This is a genomic window from Leifsonia shinshuensis (genome assembly GCF_022606355.1).
GTDB classification, from domain to species: domain Bacteria; phylum Actinomycetota; class Actinomycetes; order Actinomycetales; family Microbacteriaceae; genus Leifsonia; species Leifsonia shinshuensis_B.
In genome coordinates, this window is the sequence record NZ_JAHHZQ010000001.1 from 414,877 (window position 1) to 439,058 (window position 24,182).

21 protein-coding genes and 2 pseudogenes are annotated in these 24,182 nt (G+C 70.4%); 6 read left to right on the forward strand and 17 right to left on the reverse strand.

Annotated features, from left to right (window positions below):
* Positions 1 to 91 precede the first annotated feature (91 nt).
* The 8 genes from era to hrcA form a co-directional block, all read right to left on the reverse strand.
* On the reverse strand, positions 92 to 985 hold the full coding sequence (gene era / locus KNO15_RS02105) for a GTPase Era (RefSeq protein ID WP_241701749.1): 894 nt from the start codon (positions 983 to 985) through the stop codon (positions 92 to 94).
* The gene (locus KNO15_RS02110; protein WP_241701750.1) at positions 982 to 2,340 is read right to left on the reverse strand and encodes a hemolysin family protein; all 1,359 of its coding nucleotides are present in this window, start codon (positions 2,338 to 2,340) and stop codon (positions 982 to 984) included. The genes era and KNO15_RS02110 overlap by 4 nt, the downstream gene beginning before the upstream one ends.
* A 5-nt stretch (positions 2,341 to 2,345) precedes the next feature.
* A complete protein-coding gene (ybeY, locus tag KNO15_RS02115) occupies positions 2,346 to 2,807 on the reverse strand; it encodes an rRNA maturation RNase YbeY (RefSeq protein ID WP_208039260.1) in 462 nt (153 codons plus the stop codon).
* Positions 2,804 to 3,826, reverse strand: coding sequence for a PhoH family protein (locus tag KNO15_RS02120; RefSeq protein ID WP_241702661.1), 1,023 nt, complete (start codon positions 3,824 to 3,826; stop codon positions 2,804 to 2,806). Before KNO15_RS02120 ends, ybeY begins: the two co-directional genes overlap by 4 nt.
* Positions 3,827 to 3,914: 88 nt before the next feature.
* Positions 3,915 to 4,280, reverse strand: a complete 366-nt coding sequence (locus KNO15_RS02125; protein ID WP_241701751.1) for a histidine triad nucleotide-binding protein — start codon at positions 4,278 to 4,280, stop codon at positions 3,915 to 3,917.
* A gap of 39 nt (positions 4,281 to 4,319) precedes the next feature.
* Positions 4,320 to 5,048 (reverse strand): 16S rRNA (uracil(1498)-N(3))-methyltransferase, encoded by a 729-nt coding sequence (locus KNO15_RS02130; protein ID WP_241701752.1) that lies wholly within the window; start codon positions 5,046 to 5,048, stop codon positions 4,320 to 4,322.
* 16 nt (positions 5,049 to 5,064) lie between these two features.
* The gene (gene dnaJ / locus KNO15_RS02135) at positions 5,065 to 6,177 is read right to left on the reverse strand and encodes a molecular chaperone DnaJ (protein ID WP_241701753.1); all 1,113 of its coding nucleotides are present in this window, start codon (positions 6,175 to 6,177) and stop codon (positions 5,065 to 5,067) included.
* Positions 6,178 to 6,225: 48 nt separating this feature from the next.
* A complete protein-coding gene (gene hrcA / locus KNO15_RS02140) occupies positions 6,226 to 7,242 on the reverse strand; it encodes a heat-inducible transcriptional repressor HrcA (RefSeq protein WP_241701754.1) in 1,017 nt (338 codons plus the stop codon).
* A 227-nt stretch (positions 7,243 to 7,469) separates the two neighbouring features.
* Between hrcA and KNO15_RS02145 the strand changes: the two genes are divergently transcribed.
* Both KNO15_RS02145 and KNO15_RS02150 read left to right on the forward strand, forming a co-directional pair.
* Complete coding sequence (locus tag KNO15_RS02145; protein WP_241701755.1) at positions 7,470 to 7,994, forward strand: DUF4870 domain-containing protein; 525 nt, start codon at positions 7,470 to 7,472, stop codon at positions 7,992 to 7,994.
* 98 nt (positions 7,995 to 8,092) lie between these two features.
* On the forward strand, positions 8,093 to 8,476 hold the full coding sequence (locus tag KNO15_RS02150) for a DUF4870 domain-containing protein (protein ID WP_241701756.1): 384 nt from the start codon (positions 8,093 to 8,095) through the stop codon (positions 8,474 to 8,476).
* 20 nt (positions 8,477 to 8,496) lie between these two features.
* On the opposite strand, the gene hemW is transcribed toward KNO15_RS02150, so the two are convergent.
* The 4 genes from hemW to KNO15_RS02170 all read right to left on the reverse strand — a co-directional run bounded on the left by hemW (position 8,497) and on the right by KNO15_RS02170 (position 13,665).
* The gene (hemW, locus tag KNO15_RS02155) at positions 8,497 to 9,726 is read right to left on the reverse strand and encodes a radical SAM family heme chaperone HemW (protein ID WP_241701757.1); all 1,230 of its coding nucleotides are present in this window, start codon (positions 9,724 to 9,726) and stop codon (positions 8,497 to 8,499) included.
* Positions 9,726 to 10,373 (reverse strand): DUF1990 family protein, encoded by a 648-nt coding sequence (locus KNO15_RS02160; protein WP_241701758.1) that lies wholly within the window; start codon positions 10,371 to 10,373, stop codon positions 9,726 to 9,728. The genes hemW and KNO15_RS02160 overlap by 1 nt, the downstream gene beginning before the upstream one ends.
* 140 nt (positions 10,374 to 10,513) lie before the next feature.
* Positions 10,514 to 12,364 (reverse strand): translation elongation factor 4, encoded by a 1,851-nt coding sequence (gene lepA / locus KNO15_RS02165; protein WP_241701759.1) that lies wholly within the window; start codon positions 12,362 to 12,364, stop codon positions 10,514 to 10,516.
* Between the two features lie 80 nt (positions 12,365 to 12,444).
* On the reverse strand, positions 12,445 to 13,665 hold the full coding sequence (locus KNO15_RS02170; RefSeq protein ID WP_241701761.1) for an amidohydrolase: 1,221 nt from the start codon (positions 13,663 to 13,665) through the stop codon (positions 12,445 to 12,447).
* An 87-nt stretch (positions 13,666 to 13,752) separates the two neighbouring features.
* On the opposite strand from KNO15_RS02170, the gene KNO15_RS02175 reads away from it, so the two are divergent.
* From KNO15_RS02175 to KNO15_RS23255, 3 genes and pseudogenes are all read left to right on the forward strand, one after another.
* On the forward strand, positions 13,753 to 14,640 hold the full coding sequence (locus tag KNO15_RS02175; RefSeq protein ID WP_241701763.1) for an NAD-dependent epimerase/dehydratase family protein: 888 nt from the start codon (positions 13,753 to 13,755) through the stop codon (positions 14,638 to 14,640).
* Between the two features lie 225 nt (positions 14,641 to 14,865).
* Entirely contained in the window at positions 14,866 to 15,126 is a 261-nt protein-coding gene (gene rpsT / locus KNO15_RS02180) for a 30S ribosomal protein S20 (protein WP_179605938.1), read from the forward strand.
* A gap of 89 nt (positions 15,127 to 15,215) precedes the next feature.
* Positions 15,216 to 15,772, forward strand: a pseudogene (locus tag KNO15_RS23255) (dihydrofolate reductase family protein).
* 664 nt (positions 15,773 to 16,436) lie between these two features.
* On the opposite strand, the gene holA reads toward KNO15_RS23255, so the two are convergent.
* Positions 16,437 to 17,489, reverse strand: coding sequence for a DNA polymerase III subunit delta (gene holA, locus KNO15_RS02195; protein ID WP_241701768.1), 1,053 nt, complete (start codon positions 17,487 to 17,489; stop codon positions 16,437 to 16,439).
* A 69-nt stretch (positions 17,490 to 17,558) separates the two neighbouring features.
* On the opposite strand from holA, the gene KNO15_RS02200 reads away from it, so the two are divergent.
* Positions 17,559 to 17,735: a hypothetical protein gene (locus KNO15_RS02200; RefSeq protein ID WP_241701769.1), complete on the forward strand. Its 177-nt coding sequence runs from the start codon at positions 17,559 to 17,561 to the stop codon at positions 17,733 to 17,735.
* 128 nt (positions 17,736 to 17,863) lie between these two features.
* On the opposite strand, the pseudogene KNO15_RS23260 reads toward KNO15_RS02200, so the two are convergent.
* The 4 genes and pseudogenes from KNO15_RS23260 to leuS form a co-directional block, all read right to left on the reverse strand.
* A pseudogene (locus KNO15_RS23260) lies at positions 17,864 to 19,975 on the reverse strand (ComEC/Rec2 family competence protein); the annotation flags it as partial.
* Positions 19,975 to 20,616: a ComEA family DNA-binding protein gene (locus tag KNO15_RS02210; protein ID WP_241701771.1), complete on the reverse strand. Its 642-nt coding sequence runs from the start codon at positions 20,614 to 20,616 to the stop codon at positions 19,975 to 19,977. The gene KNO15_RS02210 and the pseudogene KNO15_RS23260, both read right to left, overlap by 1 nt.
* A 182-nt stretch (positions 20,617 to 20,798) precedes the next feature.
* Positions 20,799 to 21,395 (reverse strand): HEAT repeat domain-containing protein, encoded by a 597-nt coding sequence (locus KNO15_RS02215; protein ID WP_241702662.1) that lies wholly within the window; start codon positions 21,393 to 21,395, stop codon positions 20,799 to 20,801.
* A 128-nt stretch (positions 21,396 to 21,523) separates the two neighbouring features.
* Positions 21,524 to 24,112, reverse strand: coding sequence for a leucine--tRNA ligase (gene leuS / locus KNO15_RS02220; RefSeq protein WP_241701773.1), 2,589 nt, complete (start codon positions 24,110 to 24,112; stop codon positions 21,524 to 21,526).
* Positions 24,113 to 24,182: the final 70 nt, after the last annotated feature.

The window sequence follows — 24,182 nt, forward strand, 5'->3', positions numbered from 1 at the left end:
CTCTACGGTACGGGTACGTGCCGGTCCGTTCCGCATTCGGCGGAGCCAATCATCCTTGCGATGTACGGCATCCTGCCGAGCTGCGACGGCCTCAGAACCCGAGGCGGCCGAGCTGCTTGGGGTCGCGCTGCCAGTCTTTCGCGACCTTCACCCGGAGCGAGAGGAACACCTTGCGCCCGAGCAGCTGCTCGATCGGCTTCCTGGCCTCCACCCCGACATCGCGGATGCGCGAGCCGCCCTTGCCGATCACGATGGCCTTCTGGCTGTCGCGCTCCACGAACAGGTTCGCGTAGACCTCCACGAGGTCTTTGTCGTCGCGCTCGACGATGTCGTCGATCGTCACCGCCAGAGAGTGCGGCAGCTCGTCCTCGACGCCCTCGAGCACCGCCTCGCGGATGTACTCGGCGATCCGCTCCTCCAGCCCCTCGTCGGTGACCGCGTCCTCGGGGTAGAGCGGGCCGGGCGACTCCGGGAGCAGCTTGAGCAGCTCGCTCGTGAGCGTGTCCAGCTGGATGCGGCTCGTCGCCGAGATCGGGATGATCGCCTCCCACTCGCGCAGGGCGGAGACCGCGAGCAGCTGCTCCGCGACCTGCGTCTTGCCCGCCGCGTCGATCTTGGTGACGATCGCGACCTTCTTCGCGTTCGGGTAGTCGTCGAGCTGGTCGTTGATGAACCGATCGCCCGGCCCGATCTTCTCGTCGGCCGGCACGCAGAAGCCGATCACATCGACGTCGCCGAGCGTCGACTGGACGAGGGTGTTCAGCCGCTCGCCGAGCAGCGTGCGCGGCCGGTGGATGCCCGGCGTGTCGACCAGCACGAGCTGGCCGCCGCGCTGGTGGACGATGCCGCGGATGGCGCGACGCGTCGTCTGCGGCTTGGAACTCGTGATCGCCACCTTCTCGCCGACCAGGGCGTTGGTGAGCGTCGACTTCCCCACGTTGGGGCGGCCTACGAACGAGACGAATCCGGCGTGATAGTCGCTCATCTGCGTGCCTCCTTGTGTTTGAGCTGCGCCGGCGGGTGCTGCGCAGCCGTGCTCTGCCGGCCGTCGTGCCGGGTCGGCTGGACGTCCGGCTCCGGGAGCAACGCGGTGTCGGGCTCCACCAGCACGGTGCTGACGTGCTTGTGGCGGCCGTCGATGCGGTCGACGGTGAACCGGAGGCCGTGCACGGCGACCGTGGAGCCCACCTCCGGCAGGCGCCCCAGCGCCTTCGCGACCAGGCCGCCGACACTGTCGACGTCTTCGTCCTCGATCTCGAGGTCGAACAGCTCGCCGAGGTCGTCGATGCCCAGCCGGGTCGCGACCCTGCGACGGCCTCCACCGAGCTCCTGCACCAGCGCGACCTCGTGGTCGTACTCGTCCGAGATGTCGCCGATCAGCTCCTCGATCAGATCTTCGAGCGTGACCAGGCCGGCGATCCCGCCATACTCGTCGACCACCATGGCGAGGTGGTTCTTCTCGCCCTGCATCTGCCGCAGGAGCGCATCGGCCTTCTGCGACTCCGGCACGAACAGGGCAGGTCGCGCCAGCTCGCCCACGGTGAGGGTGTCGGAGTCGAGCGCGCTCTCGAAGCTCAGCTTGGCGACGTCCTTCAGGTAGAGCACCCCGGCGACCTCGTCGGGGTCGCCGTCGATGACGGGCATGCGCGAGACGCCGGTCGAGAAGAACAGCCCCATCGCGGTGCCGAGCCCCGCCGAGATGTCCACGGTGATCATGTCGGTGCGGGGCACCATCACCTCGCGCACGACGGTGTCGCTGAACTCGAAGATCGAGTGGATCAGCTCGCGGTCGTCCTCCTCGAGGACGTCGAACTCGGTCGCCTCGTCCACGATGCTGAGCAGCTGCTCCTCGCTCGTCACCGGCGCCGAGCGGGAACGGGAGGGGGTCACCCGGTTGCCCAGTGCGACCAGACCGCCAGGGATCGGCCCGAGGACGACCCGGATACCGCGCACGAGCGGCGCGGTGAGCCGCAGCAGCGCCGTCGAGTTCGCCCTCCCCACGCTGCGCGGGCTCGCCCCCACCAGCACGAACGACACGCCCGTCATGATGGCCGCCGACAGGATCAGCGAGATCCACCACTCCTCGAAGATCTGCTCGAACGCGAGGGTCACGAGCACGGCAGCGGTGGTCTCCGCGATGATCCGGCTGAAATTGATCGCGTTGAAGTACGCCCCGGGATCTTCGGCGATCGACGCCAGCGACTTCTTCGCGCGTGACGTCTCGGCGAGATCCGCGATGTCGCCGCGCGACTGCACGGCGAGAGCCGAGTCGACCGCGGCCATCAGACCACCGAACGCCACCAGCAGGAAGGCGACGACGAAGAACAGGGTCGCGAGCATGGCGCCTAGCGCTGTCGGTCGTAGCGCGAGAAGCCGACGAGGATGTCGCGCTGGATGCCGAACATCTCGCGCTCCTCGGCAGGCTCCGCGTGGTCGAAGCCCAGCAAGTGGAGGATGCCGTGCGTGGTCAGCAGCAGCAGCTCGTCCATCAGGGTGTGACCGGCGGTCTCCGCCTGCACCTGCGCCACCTGGGGGCACAGCACGACGTCGCCGAGCAGCCCGGCGGGCGCCGGCTCCTCCTCGGTTCCCGGCCGCAGCTCGTCCATCGGGAAGCTGAGGACGTCGGTGGGGCCCGGCTCGTCCATCCACTGCACGTGCAGCTGCTCCATCGCCGCCTCGTCCACCAAGACGATCGCGAGCTCGGCGTCCGGGTGCACGTGCATGATGTCGAGCGCGTAACCGGCGAGCCGCTGGAGGGCGGACTCGTCCACCTCGATGGACGACTCGTTGTTGATCTCGATGCTCATCGTGCGGGACCCTGTCGTTTCGGGAGGTGGTCGCGGGGGGTGCCGGCGCGGCGCTCCGCGCGGTTGGCGAACTCGCGTGCCTCGTCGCGCTCATACTGCCTGGCCTGCTGGCGGGCGTCGTACTCGGTGTACGCGTCGACGATGCGGGCGACGAGGGTGTGGCGCACGACGTCCTCGCTGGTCAGCCGCGCGAAGTGGATGTCGTCGATGTCCTTCAGCACGCGGGTGATCAGCCGGAGCCCGCTCGCCGCGTTGGGCAGATCGATCTGGGTGATGTCGCCGGTGACGACCATCTTGGAGTTGAACCCCAGCCGCGTGAGGAACATCTTCATCTGCTCCGGCGTCGTGTTCTGCGCCTCGTCGAGGATGATGAACGAGTCGTTGAGCGTGCGCCCGCGCATGTAGGCGAGCGGCGCGACCTCAATGGTGCCCGCGGCCAGCAGCTTGGGCACCAGGTCGGGGTCGAGCATCTCGTTCAGCGCGTCGTACAGCGGCCGGAGGTACGGGTCGATCTTGTCGGTGAGGGTGCCGGGCAGATAGCCGAGCCGCTCGCCGGCCTCCACGGCGGGGCGCGTCAGGATGATCCTGCTGACCTCTTTGCGCTGGAGCGCCTGCACGGCCTTCGCCATAGCGAGGTAGGTCTTGCCCGTTCCCGCCGGGCCGATGCCGAACACGATCGTGTTGTGGTCGATGGCGTCGACGTACTGGCTCTGGCCGAGGGTCTTCGGCCGGATGCTCTTGCCGCGCGCGGTCAGGATGGCCTGGCTCAGCACGTCGGACGGGCTGAGGCCCAGGTCGCTGCGCATCATCCGCGCCGAACTCGCGACCTCTGCCGGGCCGATGTCCTGGCCGTTGCGCACCATCTGCAGCAGCTCCTCGAGCAGCGCCCGGGCGGCCGCGACCTGGGTCGCGTCACCCGTCAGGCCGATCTCGTTGCCGCGCACGTGCACGTCGACCAGCGGATACTGGCGCTCCAGCGTGGTCAGCAGTCGGTCCTGCGGTCCGAGCAGTCGGACCATCTGGATTCCGTCGACGCTCAGCCGCGCCTCGGCCGAGCCGGCAGGTTCTACCGGGCCGGACGCGTCCGCCGGCGGGGTCGGCGTCGGTTCACTCGTCGCCAAGGCTTCCTTCCTCGAGCCCGCCCGCGGGCGAGCCCAGAATGTGGGCGTGGACGTGGAACACGGTCTGTCCCGCCCCCGCACCGGTGTTGAAGACCAGTCGGAAATCGCCGTCGGCGTGCTCGTCGGCGAGCTGCTTGGCAGTCGCCACCAGCTCGGCCAGCAGGTCGGGATCGCCCGCGGCGAGCTCCACGACGTCGCGGTAGCGCTCCGTCTTGGGCACCACGAGCAGATGCACCGGCGCCTTCGGCGCGATGTCGCGGAACGCGATGATCCGCTCGCTGTCGAACACGACGTCGGCCGGGATCTCGCCCGCGATGATGCGCGAGAAGATCGAACGCTCCCCTGTCTCCATGACATCCATCCTATTCGTCAGGTCGGCGGCCGTCGCGGGCTACCAGCGCCCGAGCGCGGCGTTGAGGACCGCCAGCGCGGCCGGGCCGGCCGTGGAGGTGCGAAGCACGGTGTCGCCGAGGCGGACGATCTCGCCGCCCGCCGCGCGGAAGGCGTCCAGCTCCTGCGGCGCGATCCCGCCCTCCGGTCCCACCACGAGCGCCAGCGGCCGGCCGTCCGGCCGGACCGACGTCAGCGGGGTGGTCGCACCCGGCTCCAGCACCAGCAGCCGCTGCGTCGCCGCCAGCGCGGCCACCTGCTTCGTCGACGACAGGTCGCCGACCTCCGGCGTCCAGGCCCGGATGGACTGCTTGCTCGCCTCGCGCACGATCGCCGCCCAGCGGTCGCGGCCCTTCGCGACCTTCGCGCCCTCCCAGCGCGACACCGACCGGGAGGCCGCCCACGGCACCACCGCGTCGACGCCGAGCTCCGTGGCCGCCTGCACCGCCAGTTCGTCGCGGTCGCCCTTGGCGAGCGCCTGTACGAGCGTGATCCCGGGTTCGGCGCGCGGAACCCTCTCGACGGTCTCCACGTCGATCGTGAGCTCGGTGTTCGTGGCGACCAGGACCTCGCCGGAGGCGACCAGCCCGCGCCCGTTGCCGATCAGCACGCTCTCGCCGGGCCGGGTGCGGTTGACCGTCGACGCGTGCTTGGCCTCCGCGCCGGCCAGCGTCAGGCGCGCACCCACCTCGACCTCGGCGAGGTCTTCGCGCAGATACAGGGAGCTCATCGGTGGCGCCGGGCGCTCAGAGGTTGAGGAACCGGTCGCGGAGCTTCGCGAACAGCCCCTGCTGGAACCGCGCGAGCGACGGCTCCCCGCTGTGGTGGGTCGCCGCGAACTTCTTGATCAGTTCCTTCTCTTTGTGGTCGAGCTTCGTGGGCGTCACGACCTGGATGCCGACCCGGAGGTCGCCGCGCCCGCTGCCGCGCAGGTGCGTGATGCCGCGGTCTTTGACCGAGACGATGTCTGCGCTCTGGGTGCCGGGCTTCAGCTCGAGGCGGATGTCGCCGTCGAGCGCCTTCACCGTGGCCGTGGTGCCGAGGATGGCATCGGCCATCGACACCTCCAGGGTGCACAGCAGGTCGTCGCCGTCGCGGCTGAACACGTCGTGGTGCTTCACCTTGATCTCGAGGTAGAGGTCGCCGTTGGGGCCGCCGGCGGGGCCGGCCTCGCCCGAGCCGGGCATCTGCAGGCGCAGTCCCGTGTCGACGCCGGCGGGGATGTCGACGGGAACGGTGCGGCGGGCGCGGACCCGTCCCTGCCCCTGGCAGGTCACGCAGGGCGTGGCGATGACCGTGCCGTAGCCGCGGCAGCTGCCGCACGGGCTGGAGGTCATCACGTTTCCGAGCAGGGACCGCACCGACCGCTGGATGCTGCCCGTGCCGTGGCAGATGTCGCAGGTCACGGGAGCGGTGCCGGGCTGGCAGCAGGAACCGTTGCAGGTCTCGCAGACGACGGCCGTGTCGACCTCCAGGTCGCGGTGCGTGCCGAAGACGACCTCGTCGAGGTCGACCTCCACGCGCAGCAGCGCGTCCTGGCCGCGCTCACGGCGCGACCGCGGACCGCGCGTGGCGCCGCCGCCCCCGCCGAAGAACGTCTCGAAGATGTCGCCGAAGCCCGCGAAGTCGCCGGGCGCTCCCCCGCCGAAACCGGTCGAACCGCCCAGGTCGTACTGCTGGCGCTGCTGCGGGTCGCTGAGCACGTCGTAGGCGTGCGTGACGAGCTTGAAGCGCTCCTGCGCCTCACTGCTCGGGTTGACGTCGGGGTGCAGCTCGCGTGCGAGCCGGCGGTACGCCTTCTTGATCTCGTCAGGGGTGGCGTTGCGATCAACGCCGAGTACTTCGTAGTGGTCGGCCAAAGTGAGGCTGTTCCTTCTGTTCGTCGCGTCGTGTTCGTCAGGTTGGTGTCAGTCGCCGAGGAGGCGGGAGAGGTAGCGTGCCACGGCACGGACCGCGGCCATGTTGCCCGAATAGTCCATGCGGAGAGGTCCGAGGAGACCGACGCGTGCGACATCCGAGCCCGAGCTGTAGGTGCTCGACATCACGGAGGTCTCGGTCAGCCCCACGACCGGGTTCTCGCGCCCGATGCTCACGGCGACGCCGTGCTGGTCGAGCGCCATCTCGTCGAAGAGCCGCAGCAGGACCACCTGCTCCTCGATGGCCTCGAGCACCGGCGTGATCGAACCCGGGAAGTCGGTCTCCGTGCGGGCCAGGTTCGCCGCGCCGGCCATCACCAGCTTGTCCTGCCGGTTGGCGGCGATCTGATCGAGGAGCGCACCGGCCACCGGGGCCACCAGCGTCCTGGTGCGGTCGGTCAGGTGCTCGGGGAGCTCGCGCAGGCGGGCGGCGGCGTCGATGAGCGAGAGGCCCGCCGCCGCACCGTTGATGGCGCCCCGGATCTCGGCGATCTCGGTGTCGCCGAGCTCCTCCGGCAGCTCGATCACGCGCTGCTCGACCGCGCCGGAGTCGGTGATGAGCACGCTGAGGAGCCGGTGGGGTGCGAGCGAGACCAGCTCGATGTGCCGGATCCGCGATCGCGCCACCGACGGGTACTGCACGAGAGCGACCTGGTTGGTCAGCTGCGACAGCAGCCGCACGGTGCGCGACAGCACGTCGTCCACGTCGACCGACTGCCCGAGGAACGTCTCGATCGCGGTGCGCTGCGCCGCCGACAGCGGGCGTGCCTCGGCGAGGTGGTCGACGAACAGCCGATAGCCCTTGTCGGTGGGGACCCGCCCGGAGGACGTATGCGGCGCGGCGATCAGCTGCTCCTCCTCGAGGAGTGCCATGTCGTTGCGGATCGTCGCGGCGGACACACCGAACGAGTGGCGCTCCACGATGCTCTTGGAGCCGACCGGCTCGCGCGAGGCGACATAGTCCTGCACGATGACGCGGAGCACTTCGAGACTGCGTTCCGAGACCACGCCAACCGCCTCCTGTCGTCGCTGGGGCTCGAGGTTCGAGCGTACGGATCGAGCACGGGAAGGTCTCCGAGCGGCTGGCACTCGGAGATCCTGAGTGCTAATCATAACGCGTCCCCGTCACAGAACGGGCAACGCGCGACACCGATGATTTACGCCGCGCCTCCGCAGTTGTACTGTGTGCGCACCGGCTCGGATACGCCCGCAGCCGACCACGAAAGGGTTTCCTCATGACAGACCCGACCCAGCCTCCCGCCGACGGCGACAACGGCGTTCCCCCGCAGCAGCCGTACAGCGCTCCCTCCGGCCAACCCACCGGCCAGCCCACCGGCCAACCCGCCGGCCAGCCCGCCGGGGCCGTCCCTCCCCAGCAGGCGTACGCGTCGGCACCGGCCGCTCCCCTCGACCCCGCCCAGGACAAGCAGTGGGCTTCGTTCGCCCACCTGGGCGGCATCCTCTGGTTCCTTCCCTCGCTGATCATCTGGCTCGTCTTCAAAGACCGGGGAGCGCTCACCAACCAGGAGGCCAAGGAGGCGCTCAACTGGCAGATCACCTGGATCATCGCGTGGGCCGTCTCGCAGATTCTCGGCGTGATCATCGGCTCCTTCACGCTGGGGATCGGCTTCCTGCTGTTCAGCCTCCTCATCCCGTGGGCGCTGTACATCGTGAACCTGGTCTTCTCGATCCTCGGATTCGTGAAGGTCAACAGCGGCGGCAGCTACCGCTACCCGATCAACTTCCGGTTCATCAAATAGTCGACAGAAATCGGGCAATGGCTCTCGGCTGCTTCTCAGGAACGGCCTCCGACCTCTAGGCTGGGACCCGTCATTACCCCATTGGAGGAGACAACACCATGTCCGCAACGCCCCCACCCCCGCCGCCCCAGCAGCCGTACGGAGGTCAGGCGCAGTCGCTGAGCCCGGCCGACGAGAAGCTCTGGGCCACCCTGATCCACATCGGCGGCATCCTGTTCAACTGGATCCCCGCCCTGGTCGGGTACCTCGTGCTCAAGGACCGCGGCCCGTTCATCCGGTCGCACACGGCCACCGCGCTGAACTTCCAGATCACGCTGTTCATCGGCTACGTCGTCGGCTGGATCCTCAGCATCGTCGGCATCGGGCTGATCATCCTGCTCGCGGTCTGGGTGCTCAACATCGTGTTCAGCATCATCGCGGCGATCAAGGCCAACCAGGGGCAGTTCTACACCTACCCGATCGCCATCAAGTTCGTGAGCTGAGACCGACCCCGGTCACTCGATCACTCCTCGGCGAGCAGCCGTCGTACGACGGCGTCCGCCAGCAGCCGCCCTCGCAGGGTCAGCACCACCGATCCGGCGAGGGCGGCTTTCGCGTCCACCAGGCCATCGGCGATGAGACCGGCGACCGCGCGACGCCCGGGAGCCTCCAGCTCGTCGACGGCCACGCCCTCGCGGATCCGGGTGAGCAGCAGCACCCGCTCGACACGCCGCGTCTCGGCGTCGAGGGTCTCCCGGCCGGCCGCGGGCGACTCCCCCGCCAGCACCCGCTGCGCGTAGGCGGCCGGATGCTTCACGTTCCACCAGCGCACCCCGCCGACGTGGCTGTGCGCGCCGGGACCGACGCCCCACCAGTCGTGCCCGAGCCAGTACGCCAGGTTGTGCCGGGAGCGGTGAGCGTCGTCGGCCGCCCAGTTGCTGACCTCGTACCAGCCGTAGCCCGCTGCGGTGAGCCGCGCGTCGGCCAGCTCGTACATGTCGGCCTCGAGGTCGTCGTCGGGCTCCGCCACGGCGCCGGAGCGGATCTGGCGCGCCAGCTTGGTGCCGGGCTCGACGATCAGCGCGTACGCCGAGATGTGGTCGGGCTCGCAGGCCAGAGCCGTGTCGAGCGAGCGCGACCAGTCGTCGAGGGTCTCGCCCGGCGTGCCGTAGATCAGGTCGAGGCTCACCTGGAGGCCGGTCTCCCGGGCCCAGCGCACGACGAGCGGGATGCGCTCGGGGTCGTGCGTGCGTTCCAGAGTCGCCAGCACGCTCGGCACGGCCGACTGCATCCCGAACGACACGCGCGTGAACCCCGCATCGGCGAGCCGCCGCAGGTCGTCGGCGTCGACCGAGTCGGGGTTGGCCTCCGTGGTCACCTCGGCGCCGTCCGCGATGCCCCACGCCCCGCGCACGGCCGCGAGCATCGCCCCCAGGTCGTCCGGCGGGAGCAGCGTCGGCGTGCCTCCCCCGAAGAAGACGGTCGACACCTCCCGTTCCGGCACCCCGCTGCGCTCGAGCGACTCGGCGGCGAACGCGACCTCACGGACCGCGTGACCGGCGTACTCGGACTGCGAGACGCCACGCAGCTCGGTGGCGGTGTAGGTGTTGAAGTCGCAGTACCCGCAGCGCACCCGGCAGAACGGAACGTGCAGGTACACCCCGAAGTCGCGCTCGCCGGCCCCGACGGCTGCAGAGCCGGGCAGCACGCCGTCGGCCGGGGCCGGATCGCCCAGCGGGAGGGCCCCCGGCATCAGGCCGACCGCGCGGGCAGCAGCGAACGCAGGTAGCGCTTGGTGTACGAGGTCTGGGCGGCGCGCAGCACCGGGTAGCCCAGCCGGTAGAAGCCGTTGGAGGGCCGCGAGAACGCGCGCACGACGAACCAGACGGTTCCGTCGTCGCGCAGCTCGACGAGGAAGGCCTCCTCGCCGCTCTCCGGATGCCCCTTGAGCGTGCCGTAGGCGAAGCCGCGACGGTGCGGCTCGTCGATGACGTAGACGACCCTGCAGGGCGCCGACACTTTGAAGGGGCCGAACGGGATCTTCAGCACGGCGGTCATCCCGTTGCGGATGAACGGGGTGCCGTCGTCGGCGAACACGTCCTCCTCGACCCGGTGCTCGCGCATGCCGCGCGGCGTGCCGTCGTCGTCGAACTCGATGCCCTCGTACTGGACGCCGGTGCCCTCTTCGACCTGGGTGACGCGGATGCCGCTGCCGCGCTGCACACCCCACGTCATCAGTGCGGCCGAAGCGGCCTCGAACCGCTCCTCACCGCTGCCCAGCCGCACCTTCCGCTCCAGCGGCCGATAGCCCTTCGGCGGGTAGTACAGCAGGTCGGCGGCCTGCGTACCGCCGACGGACCCGTACGTGACGGGCTGGTCGGTGAAGCTGGTGCGGCGCATGGGAACCATCCTCCGTCAATCCGAGGCCGAGCGCGAACCGGCCGCCCGCGCTGCCGCCGCCGAGACGTGAGCAGACGCGGGAATCCGGCGGTCGGTTGCGGCGATTACTCACGTTTCGGCGGGCCGGGCGGGGCGGGTGGCTACTTCTTGTCCTTCTTCTCCGTATCGCCGGAGAGCGCCGCGATGAAGGCCTCCTGGGGGACCTCGACGCGGCCGACCATCTTCATGCGCTTCTTGCCCTCCTTCTGCTTCTCGAGGAGCTTGCGCTTGCGGGTGATGTCGCCGCCGTAGCACTTGGCGAGGACGTCCTTGCGCATCGCGCGGATGTTCTCGCGCGCGATGATCCGGGCGCCGATCGCGGCCTGGATGGGGACCTCGAACTGCTGACGCGGGATGAGCTCGCGCAGCCGGCCGGCCATCATCGTGCCGTAGGCGTAGGCCTTGTCGCGGTGCACGATCGCGCTGAACGCGTCGACAGTCTCACCCTGGAGGAGGATGTCCACCTTCACCAGGTCGGCCTCCTGCTCGCCGAACGGCTCGTAGTCCAGCGACGCATAGCCGGCCGTCTTGCTCTTCAGCTGGTCGAAGAAGTCGAAGACGATCTCGCCGAGCGGCATCGTGTAGCGGATCTCGACGCGGTCCTCACCGAGGTACTCCATGCCGAGCAGGGTGCCGCGCCGGCCCTGGCAGAGCTCCATGATGACGCCGACGTAGTCCTTCGGCGCGAGGATGGCCGCCTTGACGACCGGCTCCTCCACCCTGTCGATCTTGCCGCCGGGGAACTCGCTCGGGTTGGTGACAGTGACGACCTTCTTGTCCTCGGTGGTGACCTCGTAGATCACACTCGGCGCGGTGGTGATCAGGTCGAGGCCGAACTCGCGCTCCAGGCGCTCGGTGACGATCTCCAGGTGGAGGAGGCCGAGGAAGCCGCAGCGGAACCCGAAGCCGAGCGCCACCGACGTCTCCGGCTCGTAGACGAGCGCGGCGTCGGAGAGCTTGAGCTTGTCGAGCGCCTCGCGCAGTTCGGGGTAGTCGCTGCCGTCGATCGGGTACAGGCCCGAGAACACCATCGGCTTCGGCTCGGTGTAACCGGCGAGGGCGTTGGTCGCGGGCTTCACAGCCGTGGTCACGGTGTCGCCGACCTTCGACTGGCGGACGTCCTTCACGCCGGTGATGAGATAGCCGACCTCGCCGACGCCCAGCCCCTTCGACGGGGTCGGCTCGGGCGCGGACACGCCGATCTCGAGGATCTCGTGGGTGGCCTTGGTCGACATCATCTGGATGCGCTCGCGCGGGCCCAGCTTGCCGTCCACCATGCGGACGTAGGTGACCACGCCGCGGTAGCTGTCGTAGACCGAGTCGAAGATCATCGCCCGGGCCGGAGCGTCCGCCACACCCACGGGAGCGGGGATCTCCTGCACGACCCGGTCGAGCAGAGCCTCAACCCCCATGCCCGTCTTGCCGGAGACGCGCAGCACGTCCTCCGGGCGGCCTCCGATGAGGCTCGCGAGCTCGGCAGCGTACTTGTCGGGGTCGGCCGCCGGGAGGTCGATCTTGTTGAGCACGGGGATGATCGTGAGGTCGTTCTCCAGCGCCAGATACAGGTTCGCCAGCGTCTGGGCCTCGATGCCCTGCGCGGCGTCGACGAGCAGGATCGCGCCCTCGCACGCGGCCAGCGAACGCGACACCTCGTAGGTGAAGTCCACGTGGCCGGGCGTGTCGATCATGTTGAGCGCGAAAGCGTCGCCGTCGAGCGCCCACGGCATCCGGACGGCCTGGCTCTTGATCGTGATGCCGCGCTCGCGCTCGATGTCCATGCGGTCGAGGTACTGCGCGCGCATGTCCCGGTCGGAGACCACTCCGGTGATCTGCAGCATCCGGTCGGCCAGCGTCGACTTGCCGTGGTCGATGTGCGCGATGATGCAGAAGTTGCGGATGGAGGCCGGGTCGGTCGCGGCGGGCTCGAGGGGCTTCAGGGCTCGTGGTGACATTGTGGGCTCATTCTCCCATGAACGCCCCGCCGCGCTCGAACAGCCCGTACCCGCGAACGCGCCGATCGGGCGGGGGCGGGCTACTGGAAACGGTCGCCGCGCTCGACGACGTGCGGGGCGCCGTCCTGCCAGCGGTAGACCTCGGTGCCGTCGATGAAGACCCGCTCGGCGCGCGAGTTGACGTCCAGCGGGTCGCCCGACCACACCACGACGTCGCCGTCGCGCCCGGGCTCGAGTGCACCGACGCGGTCGTCGAGGCCGAGGAACGACGCCGGGTTCACCGTGAGCGCCTCCAGCGCCGTCTCGCGCGGCAGGCCCTCCTTCACGGCGAGGGACGCCTGGTGGACCAGGAAGTTGATCGGCACCACCGGGTGGTCGGTCGTGATCGCGACGCGCACCCCCGCCGCGGCGATCAGCGCGAGATTGCCGATGGCGCGGTCGCGCAGCTCGACTTTGGAGCGCGAGGTGAACATCGGACCGAAGATCACCGGGATGTCGCGCTCGGCCAGCACGTCGGCGATCTTGTGCGCCTCGGTGCCGTGGTTGACGACGAGCTTGTAGCCGAACTCGTCCGCCAGGCGGATGGCCGTCGCGATGTCGTCGTGGCGGTGGGTGTGCTGGTCCCAGACGAGCTCGCCGGCGAGCACTCGCGCGAGCGTCTCCTTGGTCAGGTCGCGCGAGAACGTCTTGCCGTCGCGCTCGGCCTCGGCGCGGGCGGCGGCATAGTTCTGGGCGTCGACGAACGCCTCGCGGATGATCATGGCCACGCCGAGGCGGGTGCTCGGCGTCTGGTTCTTGCCGCCGTAGACGCGCTTCGGGTTCTCACCCAGCGCCGACTTGACGCTCACGGCCTCCTTGATCACCTGCTCGTCGATCGTGCGGCCGCCCCAGCTCTTGATCGCGACGGTCTGCCCGCCGATCGGGTTGCCGGATCCCGGCTTGACGACGATGGCGGTCACGCCGCCGGCGAGGGCGTCCCTGAAGCCCTCGTCGTCGATGTTCACGGCGTCGATCGCGCGGACGGCCGCCGTGTTCGGCGTGGTCATCTCGTTGGTGTCGTCGCCGGCCGGACCGTTCGCCTCCTCGTGGATGCCGACATGGCCATGGGCCTCCACGAACCCGGGGAGCACCCACTTGCCGCTCGCATCGAAGGTCTCGACCCCCTCCGGCACGGTGACCTCGGACGACGGACCGACCGCGCTGATCCGGCCGTCTTCGACGACGACCGTGCCGTTCTCGATCGGATCCCCGACGACGGGGACGACATACGCGTTGACGATGGCGATGCTCGATGCGGTCATAGGGTCGAGCCTACGCTCGCCGTCACAGCGGTCGTCCAGAGCACCGACCGTGGGAATGCGGGGCCGGGCGTCGTGTTGACTGGAGGTATGAGCATTCTCCTGACCGGCGCGACCGGCTACATCGGATCCTCCGTCCTCCCCCGCCTCCTCGACGAGGGGCACGCTGTGACCGCGCTGGTGCGCGACGAGTCGAAGGCGCAGCGCGTGCGCGACGCCGGCGCCGCCGCTGTCGTGGGCGACGCCACCGACAGTGCACTTGTCGCCCGGCTCGCGCGCGAGAGCGACGGTGTCATCCACCTCGCTTCCGGTCACGACGTCGACCCGGTCTTCATCGCGGCCGTGCTCGACGGGCTCGCCCGCAGCGGCAAGCCGTTCGTGCACACCGGCGGGATCTGGACGTACGGGTCGAACCCCGACATCGCGGAGGACTCCCCCGCTGCGCCTCCCGCCATCACGGCGTGGCGCGCCGCCAACGAGGCGCTCGTTCTCGGCGCGACCGGCGTGCGCGGCTCGTTGGTCGTGCCGTCGATCGTCTACGGGCACGGGAAGGGTCTGGCCCGCGTGATCGTCGACGCCCCGCGCGGCTCGGGCGTCTCCCCCGCGCTGCGGCTCATCGGCGACGGCTCGCAGCACTGGGCGACCGTGCACGTGGACGACGTCGCGGCGCTCTATGTGCTGGCGCTCGAGAACGGCGCGGCCGGCGAGGTGTACATCGCCGCGGGCGGCGCGAACCCGACCGTTCGCGAGCTCGGCGAACTCGCTGCGCACGCGGCCGACGTTGCCGGCGGCGTGGAAGCGGAGAGCGCGGAGCAGACCTCGGCGCGGCTCGGCGCCGGCCTCGCGGAGGCGCTGCTGCTCGACCAGCAGGCCCGCGGGACCAAGGCGCGCATCGACCTGGGCTGGGAGCCGAACGGCCCGACGCTCGCGGACGAGATCGCCTCGGGCAGCTACGCACCGGAGCTGGCGCGGAACTGACCGGGGACCGATCAGGGGCGACCTCGCGCATCCGTGTGCCGCCCTCGCCACGCGTCGCGGCTTCGTCGAGCCCGGCTCCCGTTCGCGCGCGTTTTGGCGCGGAGGCCGCCCGCTGCTAAAGTTGTTTGTTGGCTTGCGTGTGGGTTCGTCCGCACGAACGCCGCGAGGCGCCCTCTCTCGCTGAGCGGCACATCCGATACCCACTTCGAACGAAAGTAACCATCCGTGGCAAACATCAAGTCGCAGATCAAGCGCAACAAGACCAACAAGAAGGCGCAGGAGCGCAACAAGGCGGTCAAGAGCGAGCTGAAGACGGCCATCCGCGCCACTCGCGAGGCTGTCGTCGCCGGCGACAAGGAGAAGGCGACCGCGGCGCTGCGTCTCGCCGCCAAGAAGATCGACAAGGCCGCCAGCAAGGGCGTCATCCACAAGAACCAGGCGGCGAACCGCAAGTCGGCCATCGCCAAGCAGGTCGCCGCTCTCTGAGCAGCGGCCGCTCGCGGGACCTGTCCCGCGCCGCGACGAACCCCCGCCCCGTGAACCACGGGAGCGGGGGTTCGCTGCATCGGGGCGACGTGGGCACACTGGTCAGGTACGGCTCGGTATCGGTGGACGGCTTCATCGCGGGCGACAAAGATCAGCCCGGGCCACTGTTCGACTGGCTGACCAGCGGCGACGTCCCGCTGGACGACGGCGGCGTCCTGGCCGTGTCACAGGCGTCGTGTGACTACACCGCCCGATCGGGGCGACCGTCACGTCTTCGACCCGACCGACGGCTGGGAGGGCGTTCCTCCGGGCGGGGTCGACCGCGTCGTGGTCGTGACGCACCGGCCTCGGCCCGAGGGATGGAACGCCGAGGCGCCCTTCCACTTCGTCGGAAGCGTGGAGGCCGCCGTGGCGACCGCGGGAGCTCGCGGGTGACCGCCTCGTCGAGGTCGCCGCGGGAGACGTCGGCGGCCCGGTGTTCGCGGCAGGGCTGGTCGACGAGGTGCGAATGGACGTCGCACCCGTCGTGCTCGGCTCGGGCAGACGCTATTTCGGGTCGGTAGAAGCGCCGCGGGTGCTGGACGGCCCGGGCGAGGTGGTCCAGGGCGAACGGGTCCTCCACCTGAGGTATCGGGTGCAGCGCTGAGGCTGTCACGCGCTCCACGTGGGGGCGCGGCACAGAGCCGGAGGGTTGCGGGCTCTGCGCTCGGGTGCCGGCGCTCGGAGCGGTCGCCCGCGGGTCCCGCGCCGTGGTGGCGCCCGCCGCCGCCGGCAGCCGGTCCCGCGCCGAGGTGGCGGCGCTCGAAGTCGCCGCCAGCCGGTCCCGCGCTGAGGTGGTGGCGCTCGAAGTTGCCGCACGCCGGTCCCGCACTGAGGGGGCGCCCGAAACCGCCACACGCCGGTCCCGCGCCGGGCGGCGGCGCCCGAAGTTGCCGCACGCCGGTCCCGCACTGAGGGGGCGCCCGAAACCGCCACACGCCGGTCCCGCGCCGGGTGGCGGCGCCCGAAACCGCCACACGCCGGTCCCGCGCCGAGGTGACGGCGCTCGAAGTCGCCGCACGCCGGTCCCGCGCCGAGGTGGCGGCGCTCGGCGCCGTCGCCCGCGGTCTCCATGTTGAGTTGGCACTAGAAGTCGCCGCCCGCAAGTCCCTGCCGGAGTGGCTGTGCTCGACGCCGGCACCCGCGTGTCCCGCGCTAACGCGGCCCTCGGCGCCGTTCGCCGTGTGTCCGGCCCTCAGGCGGCGCCCGACGCCACTACCGCGTCAAAGCGCAGCAGCAGCGCGGCGGCTCAGCCGCCCGTCCTGCTGCGCTCACGCGCGGCCGCGCGTGCTGACGATGCGGATCATCCGTTCGAGGGCGTAGACCGGGTCGCGGCCGCCGCCTTTCACGTTGGCGTCGGTTTCGGCGAGCACCTCGATGCAGCGGCCGAGACCGTCTTCCGTCCAGCCGGACAGATCGCGGCGGGCACGGTCGACTTGCCAGGGCGCCAGGCCGAACTGCTGGGCGAGCTGCCCGGATCCGCCCCTGGCACCGGAGATCTTCGCCATCGTGCGGAGCTTGCTGGCGAATGCCGCCACCATCGGGACAGGATCGGCACCGGACGCGAGGGCGTGCCGCATCGTCACCAGCGCCTCGCCGTGACGGCCCGCGATGGCCGCGTCGGCGACCTGGAACGCGTTCGTCTCGACCCGGCCCCCGTAATACTTGTCGACGGTCGCCTCGGTGATCTGCTCCGCCGAATCGGAGAGCAGCTGCTGACACGCCGCGGCGAGCTCGGCGAGGTCGTCCGTGAACGCGGAGGTGAGCGACCGCAAAGCCCCGGGCGAGATCTTGCGACCCGCGGCGGCGAACTCCGCCTGAGCGAAGTCGTACTTCTCGGTGTCCTTCTTGAGTTCGGCGCAGACGACCTCGATGCCTCCGCCCGTGCCCGCGCGGATGGCGTCGAGCAGCTTCTTGCCGCGAACGCCACCGGCGTGGCGCAGCACCACGACGGTGCCCTCGGCCGGGGCGGCGAGGTAGTCGAGCATGTCGGCCAGGAAGCCGTCACCGGTCTTCTCGACCGCATCGACCCGGATGAGGCGCGGCTCGCCGAACAGGGAGGGGCTCGCGAGCGTGAGCAGCTCGCCCGGGGCGTAGTCGGCGGCGGACACGTCGCTGATCTCGAGACTCGGGTCGTCCTGCTTGAGGAGGTCGCGCAGCATCCGCGTGGCGCGATCGGCGAGGAAGCCCTCCGTGCCCGACACCAGGACGACCGGCGCGGGCCGGATCTGGTTCCAGGCCAGCTGAGGGATCGCGCTCTTCGGGCCGCTCGCGCCCGCGCGGCCTCGAGAGCCACCGCCCCTGCTGTTGCTTCGTGTCGCCACGTTCCTCCTCGTCCGTATCCAGGATAGGGGCGACCACCGGCACTCTCCGCGCCGGGACTTCTCTCACCCGTGCCCTCCTCGTCCGTCCCCTCCTCGACCGTCCCTTCTTCGTCCGGGCGTTCCGTCCAGAGCGCCGGACCGCCCGGCGCCGACGACACCAGCAGCATGCCCGACCGGTCGGTGCGCGCCGCGACCGTGCCCGACTCCCGCAGCAACGACAGCGCCCTCGCGGTCGGGTGGCCGTAGCCGTTGTCGTCTCCGACGGAGACCAGACCGAGACGCGCGCGCAGCTTCTGGTAGAAGAGGGCGCTCTGGTCGGCCGAACCGTGGTGGGAGACCTTCACGACATCCACCGGCCCAATCGAACCCGATGCCTGCAGGGCATCCTGCTCACCCGCTCCGAGGTCGCCGAGGAACAGCGCGCTGAGCCCACGCCCCTCCGTGCGGACGACAAGGCTGCCCGGATTGCCGCTCAGCTGAGTTCCGCCCGGCACCGCGGCCGGGGGCCAGACGATCTGCCAGGGCGTGCTGCCGAGCACTCCGGACATCCCCGCCCTCCCGGTCTCGATGCCGATGCCGGCGGTTCTGAGCCGTTCGAGGTAGCGCTCGTCGGCCGGACGGTCCGGCTGGCCGACGATCGCCCGAGCGGTGCGACCGAGCACCGCGGCGACCCCGCCTGCGTGGTCCGCGTCGAAGTGCGTGAGCAGCACCCAGTCGAGGCGGTCGACGCCGAGCATCTCCAGGCAGCGCGCGAGCGGCTCCGGCTTGCGCCCCACGTCGATGAGAGCGACGTGGTCGCCGTCCCGCAGCAGGAGCGCGTCTCCCTGGCCGACATCGCAGGCCGCGATGCGCCAGTCCCCCGGCATGCTCACGGCTCGACCGACTTCGCTCCCGCCCAGTGCGCCGGCATAGAGCGTGGCACCGCCGACGAGGGCGATCGTCGCCGACGACGCGAGCACCCGCGGCAGACGACGGCGGACGGTCAGGAGCGCGACCGCCACGAGAGTGAGCGCGCACAACAGCACTCCCAGAACGCCGTCCGGCCACGGCAGGGCGGCACCGGGCAGGTCCGCCGCGAACCGGGCGACCAGTGCGATCCAAGCCGATGGCAGCCAGGCCAGCCAGACCAGGAGCTGTCCGAGCGCGGGCGCCCAGGGCAGCAGCAGGCAGGCGATGCACCCGAGGACCGTCGCGACCGGAGCGGCCGGCTCGGCGACGAGGTTGGCCGGGACGCCGAAGAGCGGAAGGGTCGGCGTCAGCAGGATAAGCACCGGCTGACAGGCGAGCTGCGCCGACAGCGGAACCGCGAGCGCGAGGGCGATGCCACGTGGCAGCCACTGCGACAGAGCGGCCGTCAGCGGTCGCGCGAGCAGCAGTAGTCCCGCGGTCGCGAGAGCGGACAGAGCGAAGCCGTAGTCGCGGGCGAGCCACGGATCGTGCACGAGCAGGACCACCACGGCCAGGGCCAGGGCCGGCAATCCATCCGCGACACGGCCGCGCGCCAGCCCCAGGAGGACGACCGTCGCCATGGCCGCGGCGCGGAGCACGCTGGCCCCCGGACCCACGAGTGCCACGAACGCCGCGAGCGCGGCGGCAGCGGCGACGATGCGAGTCCGACGCCCGAGACCGACGGTTCGCGCGAGCAGGAACACCAGGCCGGTGACGAGCGCGCAGTTCGCGCCGGACACAGCCGTGAGATGGCTGAGGGCCGAGACCTTCATCGCTTCGTCGAGGCCGGGGCCGACCGCGGTCTCGTCGCCGATCGCGAGACCGGGCAGCAGGTCGCCGCCGTCGCCCGGCGTTGAGGACGCAGCCCGCGCGAACGCGTCGCGCACGGGCGCCGCCCAGGCGAGCCAGGGCGGCGGCGCGTCCCGGACGACGGGAGCCTGGGGCGCGCGAAGGCGGTAGCTGGTCTTCTCCCCCGGCTCGTTGACGAGCACCGATGCCTGGGCCGTGATGACGGCGCCGAGCGCGTAGGAGCGCGCGGACCGGGCATCGCCCGGCACGACGATCGAGACGGGTACGCCGCCACCGACGAGAGTGCGAGGGTCGCCTCGTCCCGCCATCTGTGGGCGGGCTCCCGCGGGGCCGGGCACCACGGTCGTCCCGCGCAGCCGCCAGTGCTCGACACCGTCGAAGCCTGCCGCCGACCGCTGGGGCGCGCTCTCGACACGCACCGCGACCTCCACACGATGCTTCTGCTTCGCCGCGGTCTCGAGCACCGGATCAGTGCGCTGCGGTGCCTGCGCTCCGACGGCGACAGCACCGAGCGCCACCGCAGCGAGAGCGACGGCGGCGGCGGCGAGGCGGCGGGAGCGGCGCGCGCCTCGCTCGTGGCGTCCGGCCGCTGCTGCCACGACCAGGGCGGTCGTCGCGAGCACGCCCGCGCACACCGCGACGACCGGCATCGCGCCGCTCACGCCGATCCCGACTCCACAGCAGACCCACAGTGCGACGGCGGGGATGACGAGACGCAGGTCGGGCATCAGACCGTCACCCGGTCCTTCAGCGCGTCGAACAGCTTCTCGCCCACACCGGATACGCTCCGGAGGTCGGTCACGGCGGAGAACCCGCCGTGTGCCTCACGCCATTCGATGATGCGCTGGGCCAGCGCCGGCCCGATCCGTGGCAGCGTCTCGAGCTGTGCGGCGCTCGCCCTGTTCAGGTCGACCCGACCGCCGACGGCACCGGCCTCCGACGCCGCGCCATCGCCCGGTGCGGGAACCTCGCCGACCGCCGGCACCCGCAACTGCTCTCCGTCACGCAGGAACCGCGCGAGGTTCACGCCCGCCGGGTCCGCCGTCTCGGCGAAACCACCCGCTGCTTCGACCGCGTCGACGACGCGCGAACCGCCGGCGACCTTGATCAGGCCCGGCCGCGCGACCGCGCCGGAGACGTGCACGTACAGCTCATCACCCGCCGCCGCAGGCGGGGCTCCGGACGACGAGGCGCCCGGCACCGCGGACGTCGGCACGGCAGACGGAAGCGGCACGCTCCGTCCTCCGGTCATCCCCGACACCAGCGCGGCGACGACGAACGCGGCGATGAGCAGCACGGTCGCGGCACCGACGCCGACCCTCAGCCGGCGCGACGGTGCCCGGTCCGTCTCCCCCGCCCGATGTCGCATGCCTCCACGCTAGGAAGGAGCGTGAACCGCGATCAGGCGAACGCCGAATCCGTGGAGAACGCGGTTGGCGGCGGAGGTGGGGAGGACTCCAGCTCACGGCCACCGGCGGGGGTGAAAACCACCGTTGCCACGGACGGCCGTCAGGCACGGAATCGGCGGTGTCCGATGGTGCGACGCGGGGGCTAGGCGAGCTTCCTCAGCGCTTTCGTGGCTTCGCGACGTGCCAGCGGCAACGGGTGGGCGAGCAGCGTCTCCAGGGGACCGCGTGAACGTGGATCCCTGTGGCGGCCCAGGGCTTCGGCAGCGTGCGCGACCACGTCGTCGTCGTTCAGCAGCACGATGAGAAGAGGCACCGCGCGCGGGTCTTTCGATCGCCCGAAGAAGCGCAGCAACTGCTCACGATCCCGCCCGTACCGCGTGTCTCGCGCGAGGATCTCGATCTCGTCGAAGTATTTTTCGCCGGCAATCGCTCCCAGGGCGTTCCCGATCACCCAACGGACACCTCGACCGGGGTCGATCTGAGGCAACCGGAAACGTTCGAGGAGCACCGGCGGAGCCGACGTGCGCGCCTCCGGCACGGTCAGCGCCCGCACTATCGGCTCTTCGACCCGAGCTCGAAGCTCGGGAGGAACTCGATCATCCAGGTGTGCCAACCAGTCGACGAGAATCGGAATCGCCGCATCGTACGAGTCACGGGTCTGGACGAGCTCCCATAGATCGTCGATATCGACACCGGCCTGGCTCAGTTCGAAGAGCAGTTCAACTGGCGCGGTCGTCATCACGGGAACATCATCGCAGCCGCCGCACCCGACCGATGGATGCGCCACCGCATCCACGGACAACACGAGCGGCGGCCCTCCCGGGGAGGACCGCCGCTCACCGTCGCGACCGCGGCGGACGCTCGGGCTCAGCCGCGGGTGGCGATGTTCACCAGGCGCGGGGCGCGCACGATCACGTTCACGATCTCCCGGTCGCCGACCGAGCGGGTGACCGCCTCCGAACCGCGGGCCAGGGCCTCCAGCTCGTCTGTGGTGATCTTCGGCGAGACCTCGACCCGGTCGCGTACCTTGCCGTCGACCTGGAAGACCGCGGTGACGGCCTCCTCGATCAGCAGCGTGGGGTCGGCCTTGCGCCACGGGACGAGGGCGACGGAGGGCTCATAGCCCAGCTTCTGCCACATGTCCTCCGCGGTGTAGGGCGCGAACAGGTTCAACGCCATGGCCGTGACCTCCGCGGCCTCTCGCACGGCCGCGTCCGCAGCACCGGGTGCTCCGTCGATGGCCTTGCGGGTCGCGTTCACCAGCTCCATCAGCCGCGCGACGACCACGTTGAACTTGAACGCCTCGACCAGGCCAGGCGCGTCGGCCAGGAACCGGTGCGTGATGCGGCGCAGCGCAGGGTCGCCGGTCTTCCAGACCACGTCGGGGTCGCTGGAGACATCCTGCGCGACGCGCCAGGCGCGCGCCAGGAACTTCGCGCTTCCCGCCGGCGACACGTCGGCCCAGTCGATGTCGTCCTCCGGCGGGCCGGCGAACGACATGGTCAAGCGCACCGCGTCGACGCCGTGCTCGTCGAGCTGCTCGGACAGCTTCACCAGGTTGCCGCGCGACTTGCTCATGGCGGAGCCGTCCATCAGCACCATGCCCTGGTTCAGCAGTGCCGTGAAGGGTTCCGTGAAGCTGATCGAGCCCAGGTCGAAGAGCACCTTGGTGATGAAGCGCGCGTACAGCAGGTGCAGGATCGCGTGCGTGACGCCGCCGACGTACTGGTCGACGGGCGCCCACTTCTCGGCCTCCTTCGGGTCGAACGCCTGAGTGGGATCGTTCGGGTTCAGGAAGCGCAGGAAGTACCACGAGCTGTCGACGAACGTGTCCATCGTGTCGGTGTCGCGCGTGGCCGGGCCGCCGCAGTTCGGGCAGGAGACATTGACCCAGTCGGACGCCGCGCCCAGCGGGCTGGTGCCCTTCGGCTGCAGGTCGAGGCCCTCCGCGGGAGGCAGCAGCACCGGCAGCTCCGACTCGGGCACACGCACCTCGCCGCACTGCTCGCAGTGGATGATCGGGATGGGCGTGCCCCAGTAGCGCTGACGCGAGATCAGCCAGTCACGCAGGCGGAAGTTCTTCGCCGGCGCGCCCAGCCCCGAACCCTGCAGCGCCTCGGTGACGCGACGGATGGCGTTCGACTTGCTCAGCCCGTCGAACGGGCCCGAGTTGATCAGGCGGCCCTCGCCGGTCAGCGCGACACCCGTCTCCGACGGGTTCTCCAGTGGAGCGTCCTCTGGCAGGATCGGCTCGCCCGTCACGGGGTCGGTGTGGATGACCGGGATGGCGCCCGTGACCGGCTGTGTCGTGTCGACGACGATGCGCACCGGCAGGTCGAAGGCACGCGCGAAGTCCAGGTCGCGCTGATCGTGGGCCGGCACAGCCATGATCGCACCGTGGCCGTAGTCGCTCAGCACGTAGTCGGCCGCCCAGATCGGGATGCGCTCCCCCGTCAGCGGGTTGACCGCGTGCCGCTCCAGGAAGACGCCGGTCTTCTCGCGGTCGGTGCTCAGCCGGTCCATCTCGGTCGTGCCGCGCACGGCCTCCAGGTACTGGTCGAAGCGCGCGCGGACCTCCGGGCGGACGTCCGCCACCAGCTCGGCAGCCAGGTCGGAGTCAGGGGCGACCACCATGAACGTCACGCCGTACAGCGTGTCCGGGCGCGTGGTGTACACCGTGACCGGCTCGTCGCGGCCCTCGATGGCGAACTGCACGTCGGCACCGGTGGAGCGGCCGATCCAGTTGCGCTGCATCGACAGCACCTTGGAGGGCCAGGCGCCCTCCAGCTGGTTCAGGTCGTCCAGCAGGCGGTCGGCGTAGTCGGTGATCCGGAAGTACCACTGGGTCAGCTTCTTCTTGGTCACCAGGTTGTCGCAGCGCTCGCAGCGGCCGTTGACGACCTGCTCGTTGGCCAGCACGGTCTGATCGAAGGGGCACCAGTTGACCTGGGAGGCCTTGCGGTAGGCCAGGCCCTTCTCGTGCAGCTGCAGGAACAGCCACTGGTTCCAGCGGTAGTAGCCGGGGTCGCTCGTCTGCAGTACGCGATCCCAGTCGAAGCTGGGCGCGTAGCGGCGCATGGACGCCTTCTGCTGTGCGATGTTGTCGTTGGTCCAGCCGGCCGGGTCGAGCCCGCGCTTGATCGCGGCGTTCTCGGCGGGCAGGCCGAAGGAGTCCCAGCCGATCGGGTGCAGCACGTTGAAGCCCTGGTGCCGCCAATAGCGGGCGATCACGTCACCCAGCGCGTACGCCTCCGCGTGACCCATGTGCAGGTCGCCTGACGGGTACGGGAACATGTCGAGCACGTACTTGCGCGGCCGCTTGTCGTCGGGGTCGGCCGTCGAGAACGGCTTCAGCTCGTCCCAGACCGGAAGCCACTTGTTCTGGATCTCGGCGAAGTCGTAGTGCGCTCCGGCCTCTCGGACCGGTGTTGTCGCTGAATCGTGCTCGTGTGCCACTGGACTCTCTCTCGGATGTCGCCGCGGCCGGACAGGCCTCGCGGCGAGAAGGCGTCGGGCGCGTGGCCCG

What these genes read in the sequence shown, in the direction of transcription:
- era (WP_241701749.1), bottom strand. Translation starts at nt 985, where the DNA reads ATGAGCGACTATCACGCCGGATTCGTCTCGTTCGTAGGCCGCCCCAAC.
- KNO15_RS02110 (WP_241701750.1), bottom strand. Translation starts at nt 2,340, where the DNA reads ATGCTCGCGACCCTGTTCTTCGTCGTCGCCTTCCTGCTGGTGGCGTTC.
- ybeY (WP_208039260.1), bottom strand. Translation starts at nt 2,807, where the DNA reads ATGAGCATCGAGATCAACAACGAGTCGTCCATCGAGGTGGACGAGTCC.
- KNO15_RS02120 (WP_241702661.1), bottom strand. Translation starts at nt 3,826, where the DNA reads ATGGTCCGACTGCTCGGACCGCAGGACCGACTGCTGACCACGCTGGAG.
- KNO15_RS02125 (WP_241701751.1), bottom strand. Translation starts at nt 4,280, where the DNA reads ATGGAGACAGGGGAGCGTTCGATCTTCTCGCGCATCATCGCGGGCGAG.
- KNO15_RS02130 (WP_241701752.1), bottom strand. Translation starts at nt 5,048, where the DNA reads ATGAGCTCCCTGTATCTGCGCGAAGACCTCGCCGAGGTCGAGGTGGGT.
- KNO15_RS02145 (WP_241701755.1), top strand. Translation starts at nt 7,470, where the DNA reads ATGACAGACCCGACCCAGCCTCCCGCCGACGGCGACAACGGCGTTCCC.
- KNO15_RS02150 (WP_241701756.1), top strand. Translation starts at nt 8,093, where the DNA reads ATGTCCGCAACGCCCCCACCCCCGCCGCCCCAGCAGCCGTACGGAGGT.
- hemW (WP_241701757.1), bottom strand. Translation starts at nt 9,726, where the DNA reads ATGCCGGGGGCCCTCCCGCTGGGCGATCCGGCCCCGGCCGACGGCGTG.
- KNO15_RS02160 (WP_241701758.1), bottom strand. Translation starts at nt 10,373, where the DNA reads ATGCGCCGCACCAGCTTCACCGACCAGCCCGTCACGTACGGGTCCGTC.
- lepA (WP_241701759.1), bottom strand. Translation starts at nt 12,364, where the DNA reads ATGTCACCACGAGCCCTGAAGCCCCTCGAGCCCGCCGCGACCGACCCG.
- KNO15_RS02170 (WP_241701761.1), bottom strand. Translation starts at nt 13,665, where the DNA reads ATGACCGCATCGAGCATCGCCATCGTCAACGCGTATGTCGTCCCCGTC.
- KNO15_RS02175 (WP_241701763.1), top strand. Translation starts at nt 13,753, where the DNA reads ATGAGCATTCTCCTGACCGGCGCGACCGGCTACATCGGATCCTCCGTC.
- KNO15_RS02210 (WP_241701771.1), bottom strand. Translation starts at nt 20,616, where the DNA reads ATGCGACATCGGGCGGGGGAGACGGACCGGGCACCGTCGCGCCGGCTG.
- KNO15_RS02215 (WP_241702662.1), bottom strand. Translation starts at nt 21,395, where the DNA reads ATGACGACCGCGCCAGTTGAACTGCTCTTCGAACTGAGCCAGGCCGGT.